We start from the raw sequence: 6,510 nt of genomic DNA, 5'->3' as shown, positions 1-6,510 counted from the left end.
GTCAGGCCGAGGCACAGGCAGGGGCCGCGGACCAGAGCGCGAGCACCCCGCCACCGACGAGCCCGGCTCAGCCGGTGCCACCTACCCAGCAGACCAAGCCTCCCGCGCCGGCGTCGAAGCCTGCCCCACCACCACCGTCGAAGCCGAAGGAGTGACCCTGCGATGGCACGGAAGCACAGTGACCGCGACCGCCGCAACGAGGGCGGCGAGTTGACGCCGGTGAAGTTCTCCCGCCTGACCCGGCGCGGCGTCCTGCTCGGGCTGTCGTTGCCGCAACTCATCACCCTCGGTGCTGGTGTTCTCTCGGTCGTCGGAGCCCTCTACGCAGGCGGGGGCGTCCTGCTCGCCTACACAGCACCGGTGTGGTTGGCCTGCGCGGTGCTGACCTGGGTGCCCATCGGGGGCAGGAAGCTGATCGAGTGGGTGCCGGTCGCGTTCCGTTGGGTCTGGCGTGTCACGGGCGGACAGCTCTTGTATCGCCGGACGGTGGTCAAGCCGCGCCCCGCCGGAACCCTGGCACTTCCGGGTGATGCCGCGAGCCTGCGGGAGTTCCTGGACCCCGAGACCGGGGCGGCGATGATCCACGACCCCCACGCGAACACCCTCACCGCCATCATCGGGTTGAGTCATCCGGCGTTCGTGCTCCTGGACCCCGGTGAGCAGGAACGCCGCGTCACCGCCTGGGGCCGCGTCCTGGCGACTGCCTGCCGCTCCGGGCGCGTCGCCCGCCTCCAGGTCACCGAACGCACCCTTCCCGACTCCGGAACCGGGCTGGCCGAATGGTGGGCCGAGCACGGCACCGACGACGGCTCCTGGACCGCCACCACCTACAGCGAATTGATCGAACGCGCGGGACCCGCCGGGGAACGCCACGCCACCACGCTCTCGCTGGCATTGGACATGAAGAACAGTTCCCGGCAAATACGCACCGCAGGCGGCGGACTCCGTGGAGCTGCCGCCGTCCTACGCCAGGAGATGACCACCCTGGTCGCCGCGCTGCACGCCGCGGACCTCACACCCTCGGAATGGCTGACACCCGGCGAAGTGGCGGTGATCTTGCGGGGTGCCTATGACCCAGCGATCGCGGCCACCCTGGAGCGCCACGGCGAGCTGGGCCGCGATCTGGCCGCTGCCGGACCGGTCGCGGTCACCGAGAGCTGGGATCACCTGCGCTCGGACTCCGCGCACCACGCGGTGCTGTGGATCAGCGAATGGCCGCGCTCGTTGGTCTACCCCGGCTTCCTCGCACCGCTCCTGCTCTCGACGGGCATTCAGCGCACGTTCTCCCTGGTCTGCACTCCGATCCGCTCCGACCAGGCGGCGCGGGACATCCGTAAGAAGAAGACCGAGTACATCTCCGACGCCGCCCAACGCGCCAAGATCGGCCAGATCGAAGACGCCTCCCAGACCGCCGAGTACCACGACGTGCTCCAGCAGGAAGCCGACCTGACCGCAGGCCACGGGGTGCTGCGCTACACCGGCCTCATCTCCGTCTCCGCACCCAGCATCGACGAGCTGGAGGCCGCCGTCTCAGCCGTCGAGCAGGCTGCGATCCAAGCCTCCTGCGAGACCCGCCGCCTGGTCGGCCAACAAGCCCAGGCATTCGCGGTCGCGGCGCTTCCGTTGGCGCGCACTGTGTGACGTGACAGGGGGCCGTGGGCGCACCTGATGAGCAACCCCGCTCACTCAGGAAGGCGCCCACGATGCCCACATTCGACGACCCCACCGCCGATGCCGTTGAGGCATCGGCGGCGCTGCGCGGCTTGGCCCACGCGACCCGTTCCTTCGATGATCCGGCTGATACCTATGCGGTGATCGGTGACCTGCTGGCTGGTGCGCGGTCGCTGCGTCAAGTGCTCGATCAGCTCGCCGCCGCTCATCTTTCCCATCAGGCTCGTGCGCACAGTGACGACGGTGTCCATGCCGCCGGAGCACGCGATGCCCAGGTGGCAGCCGACGAGCTGCGCCAGGCTGCTGCTCTCGTGGACGGCGCCGAGGGACGCCTGAACCGCGCCTCGCAGGCGTCGGGGCGGATCGCCTGGCACCCCGAGCCCGCACCCGCGGCGGATCAGCGGTGGTTGAGGGTGGTGTTCCTGCAGGGCTCCGAGGCCGACCCGGTGCTGGAGATGATCGACAGCGACGGCACCGCCGCGACCATCGACCACCTCGCCGGGTGGGACTACGGCGAGGAGACCACGCAGGCGGCCCTGGAGAACGGTTACGTCTACGACACCGCGCCAGTCGGCCAGTGGGACCGCACTGCCACCAAGGGCGAGTACGCGTTGACCTACGACTACCTGCACGGCCACGTAGGTCTGCTGCGCACTCATGTCCCCGAGCCCGAACAGGCGAGGCCCGAGACGGCGCGGCCCGCGCCAGCAGCGGCGCTCAGCACTGGCCAGGGGTTCAGTCAGCGCCGGGCACCAGAGCGGGTCGACCACGCCGGTGCGGCGGCCGGTCTCGCGGTCCGAGGCGCGGGGGCTGGGACTGTGAGCGCCGAGCGTGAGCGGCTGCACAGCACGGTGCTGGTCGGCCCCAGTCGTGAGCGTCGTCGGTACCGTAAGGCCCGCCGTCGGGCGGCGGTCGCGATCGAGGCCGACGCCAAACGCGCCCGCGCCACCGAGCTGAAGGCCAAGGCCGAGGCCGAGCGCGCCGAGCGCCGTGCCACGACCTACCTGCCCCGTGCCGGTCAGCCCGGCCCGGCGGCGTTGCGCACACCGGGGCGGTTCGGTCTTCCTCGTCATCAGGACACGTCCGCGACGCTGGCCGGGGCGTATCCGTTCTTGGCCGAGGGCGGACTCGGCTCCGAGGGCGTGTTCGTCGGGCAGGATCTCTACTCGGGCGGCAGCTTTGTCTACGACCCGTGGGTGCTGTATCAGCGCGGCATCATCACCGCCCCCAACGTCGTCCTCGCGGGGATCGTCGGCTCGGGCAAGTCCTCGCTGGCGAAGTCCCTCTACACGCGTTCGATCCCGTTCGGGCGCCGCGTTTATGTCCCCGGTGACCCCAAGGGTGAGCACACGCCGGTCGCCGAACTCGTCGGCGGCAAGGCGATCGTGCTCGGTCACGGGCTGGCGAACCGGCTGAACCCGCTCGATGAGGGGCACCGGCCCTCTGGGGTTTCCGATCTGGAGTGGACCACCCAGGTCGCCTCGCGGCGTCGTGACCTGATCGGGGCGCTGGCTGCGACCGTGTTGGAGCGGTCGCTGTCGCCGTTGGAGCATACCGCGATCGACGTCGCCCTGACGGCAGTCGTCGCGGGCAACGACGTGCCGATTCTGCCGATGGTCGTCGACCACATCCTCGCACCGCGCGACGCCGATGACACCGATGGGCGGCTGGCCGAGGACGGGCGCATGGTCGGCCACGCTCTGCGCAGGCTCGTGGCCGGTGACCTGCAAGGACTGTTCGACGGGCCCTCGACGGTGGCGTTCGATCCCTCGTTGCCGATGATCTCCCTGGACCTGTCCCGAGTCGCGGAGAACTCGACGCTCATCAGTGTGTTGATGACGTGCAGTAGCGCGTGGATGGAGTCGGCGCTGCTGGACCCGGCCGGTGGGCAGCGGTGGGTGATCTACGACGAGGCCTGGCGGCTGATGTCCCATCCCGCGTTGTTGAAGCGGATGGATGCGCAATGGCGGCTGGCACGGCATTACGGGATCGCGAACATGCTGATCTTCCACAAGCTCACCGATCTGGACAACGTCGGCGACCAAGGTTCGGCGATGCGCGCGCTGGCCTCCTCGCTGCTGGCGAACGCGGAGACGCGGATCATCTACCGCCAGGAATCGGACCAGCTCGGCGTCACCGCCTCCACCCTCGCCCTGACCGGCACGGAGCAGAAGCTCCTGCCCGGGTTGGGCACGGGTCAGGGGTTGTGGCGGATCAAGGACAGGTCCTTCGTTTGCCAGCACCAACTCCATCCTGCCGAGTTGGAAGCCTTCGATACTCGGCTCCGCATGACCGGAGGCCAGTCATGAGCCGCCCCCGCTACCGCCGCTCCGGCAACCCCGACGAACCCGATGACGGCCGGACAGAGGATCACGATACGGCGACGCCGCCGGTGGTGTTGCCGCACGTTCTCGTGCGGGTCAACGACGACGGCACACTCACCGTCAGGGTGGACGGGGAGCCGTTCGAGCCCGACGAGTTCGCCCCTCCGTGGCGGCGTTCGACGTTCGGGGCGCTGATCGATGCGGTGACCCAGGATCGGCGGGTGCCGGTGCGCGTGGAGGTCCGTGAGGTCGACGGCACCGCGTTCACCGACATCATCACCCCGGCCAAGCGCCGCCGCCCTCAGCCTGAGCCCGAGGAGAAGCGGCACGAGGCGACGGCAGGGGCCTCGTTGGTGGAGGTCACCGGCGAGGGCTTCGTGCCGGGCGAGGACGTCGCGGTCGCGGTCATCGTGGCCCACACCGGCGCCACACCGACCGGCGACGCCCGCGCGCTGCTCGACACCGCCCACCTCGCCGAGGTGGGGCTGACCAGTACGGGGGCGGGTGAGGTGATCCTGCTCGGCCGGGTCTCCGGGACCCAGGTGATCGCGAGGCCGCGATGAGTGCGCCGCGGACGCCGGGAATGGGTGACGGTCTGGCGAATCTGGCCATCGGCGCCCTGATCGGACTGGCGGGACTGGCGGGGGTGCTGCGCTTGGCGGGCACGATCGCGGCGTTCCTCACCGGCGCACCTCAGCCGAAGGCGGGGGTCGCGACCGGGCTCATGGTCCTGGTGCAGCCCGGCGATCCCGGCGACGCGCTGGATGCTGAGGGGCTGAGCGCAGTGGCGTACTGGATCACCGCCGCGATGCTGCTCGTCGGCTTGGGGGCGCTGGCGTGGTGGGTGTTGGGTCAGGTCCGCGACCATGCCCGCCGGGTCGAAGTCGATCCGCGACGACTGTCGGGCACCGCGACCCGTAGTGAGGTCGCCCGCGCCGCCTCCGGGCGTGCGCTGCTGGGGCGCGCGTCGACGTTGCGACCCTCGCTCGACAAGCCCCAGACCGGGGATGTCGGCTACCTGCTGGGCAGGTCCAAGGGCCGGCAGGTGTGGGCGAGTGTGGAGGACTCGATCCTGCTCGTCGGACCGCCCCGTTCGGGCAAGGGCCTGCACGTGGTCATCAACGCGATCCTCGATGCGCCCGGCGCCGTGGTGACCACGAGCACCCGGCCGGACAACCTCACCGCGACGTTGAAGGCGCGTGAGCGTGATGGGCGGCCGGTGGCGGTGTTCGATCCCCAGCATCTGGCTGAGGGTGTGCCGGCGGGGTTGCGGTGGTCGCCAGTTCGCGGCTGTGAGGACCCGTTGACGGCGATGATCCGCGCCACCGGCCTGGCCTCTGGCACCGGTCTGTCGGCTGGTGGTGTGGAAGGTGGCGGGTTCTGGGAAGGCAAGACCCGCGCCGCGCTGCAAGCGCTCCTGCACGCCGCCGCCCTCGACCACCGGCCAGCGTCGGAGCTGTTCCGGTGGACCCTCGATCCCACTACCGCGGCCGAGGCCGTCAGCATTCTGTCGAACTCCTCGCAGGCCGCGACCGGGTGGGCCGAGTCGTTGGAGGCGATGATCGAGGCCGACCCCCGCACTCGCGACTCGATCTGGCAAGGCGTCTCCCTGTCCCTGGCTGCGCTGGCCGACCCGCGGGTGCTCGACGCGGTGAGCCCACGGGCAGGTGAGCACTTCGACCCCGAGAAGTTCCTGACTGGCTCGGGCACCCTGTATCTGCTGGCCACCGGCGCGGGGGCGGGGGCCTCGTCGGCGTTGGTGGCGGCGTTCGTCGAAGACCTCGTGGAGACCGCCCGCCGGATCGCGGCCCGATCGGCTGGCGCGCGGTTGGACCCGCCGCTGTTGCTGGCGCTGGATGAGGTCGGCAACCTCGCACCCCTGCCGTCGCTGCCGACGTTGATGGCCGAGGGTGGCGGGACCGGGATCACCACCCTGCCCGTCCTGCAGTCCCTCGCCCAAGCGCGGGACAAGTGGAGTGAGAACGCCGCGAATGCGATCTGGGACGCCGCCATCGTCAAAGTCATCCTGGGTGGGGCGTCGAACTCCCGTGATCTGGCGGACTTGTCGACATTGATCGGAGAGCACGACGAGTACACCGACTCCACCACCATCGGCGACCACGGCTCCCGCTCCTCGCAACGCTCGGTGCGGCGGGTGGCGATCCTGCCGCCGGACCGGCTCCGCACGTTGCCGTTCGGCACCGGCATCACCATGCTCCGCTCCGCGCCCCCGATCGTCACCGACCTGCGCCCCTGGACGGCCCGCGCTGACGCCAAGACGTTGAAGACCGACCGGGCCGCGATCGAAGCGCTGCTCGGAAGCGAGCAGACGTGAACCGCGGCTACCGGCGTCAGAGCGGGTGGCACTGATGGCCGCCCGCAGGCGCACGCCCCCGCCGGGTCAGCTTGAGCTGGACCTGTGGGGACTGGATGAGGACACCGCCGCCACCACGATCGCCGACGCGTCGGCCACCGCGGCCGGACAGGCCGCGCCCCCGACAGCGGAAGGAGCCAA

5 protein-coding genes are annotated in these 6,510 nt (G+C 70.5%); all 5 read left to right on the top strand.

Going from position 1 to position 6,510, the window contains the following annotated elements; genetic code table 11:
- Window positions 1-214, top strand: a 214-nt coding sequence (locus tag GNZ21_RS15805) for a hypothetical protein (RefSeq protein ID WP_232532618.1), incomplete at its 5' end; no start/stop codon positions are given.
- Window positions 163-1,641 (top strand): SCO6880 family protein, encoded by a 1,479-nt coding sequence (locus GNZ21_RS01925; RefSeq protein WP_157320833.1) that lies wholly within the window; start codon window positions 163-165, stop codon window positions 1,639-1,641. The genes GNZ21_RS15805 and GNZ21_RS01925, both read left to right, overlap by 52 nt.
- A gap of 848 nt (window positions 1,642-2,489) precedes the next feature.
- The gene (locus GNZ21_RS01920; RefSeq protein ID WP_188503518.1) at window positions 2,490-3,980 is read left to right on the top strand and encodes a TraC family protein; all 1,491 of its coding nucleotides are present in this window, start codon (window positions 2,490-2,492) and stop codon (window positions 3,978-3,980) included.
- A gap of 86 nt (window positions 3,981-4,066) precedes the next feature.
- Entirely contained in the window at window positions 4,067-4,558 is a 492-nt protein-coding gene (locus GNZ21_RS01915) for a hypothetical protein (RefSeq protein WP_229659413.1), read from the top strand.
- The gene (locus tag GNZ21_RS01910) at window positions 4,555-6,330 is read left to right on the top strand and encodes a type IV secretory system conjugative DNA transfer family protein (RefSeq protein ID WP_157320831.1); all 1,776 of its coding nucleotides are present in this window, start codon (window positions 4,555-4,557) and stop codon (window positions 6,328-6,330) included. Before GNZ21_RS01915 ends, GNZ21_RS01910 begins: the two co-directional genes overlap by 4 nt.
- Window positions 6,331-6,510: the final 180 nt, after the last annotated feature.

Source organism: Nesterenkonia alkaliphila (assembly GCF_009758175.1).
GTDB lineage: Bacteria > Actinomycetota > Actinomycetes > Actinomycetales > Micrococcaceae > Nesterenkonia > Nesterenkonia alkaliphila.
This window is presented reverse-complemented; position numbering and strand designations above follow the sequence as displayed.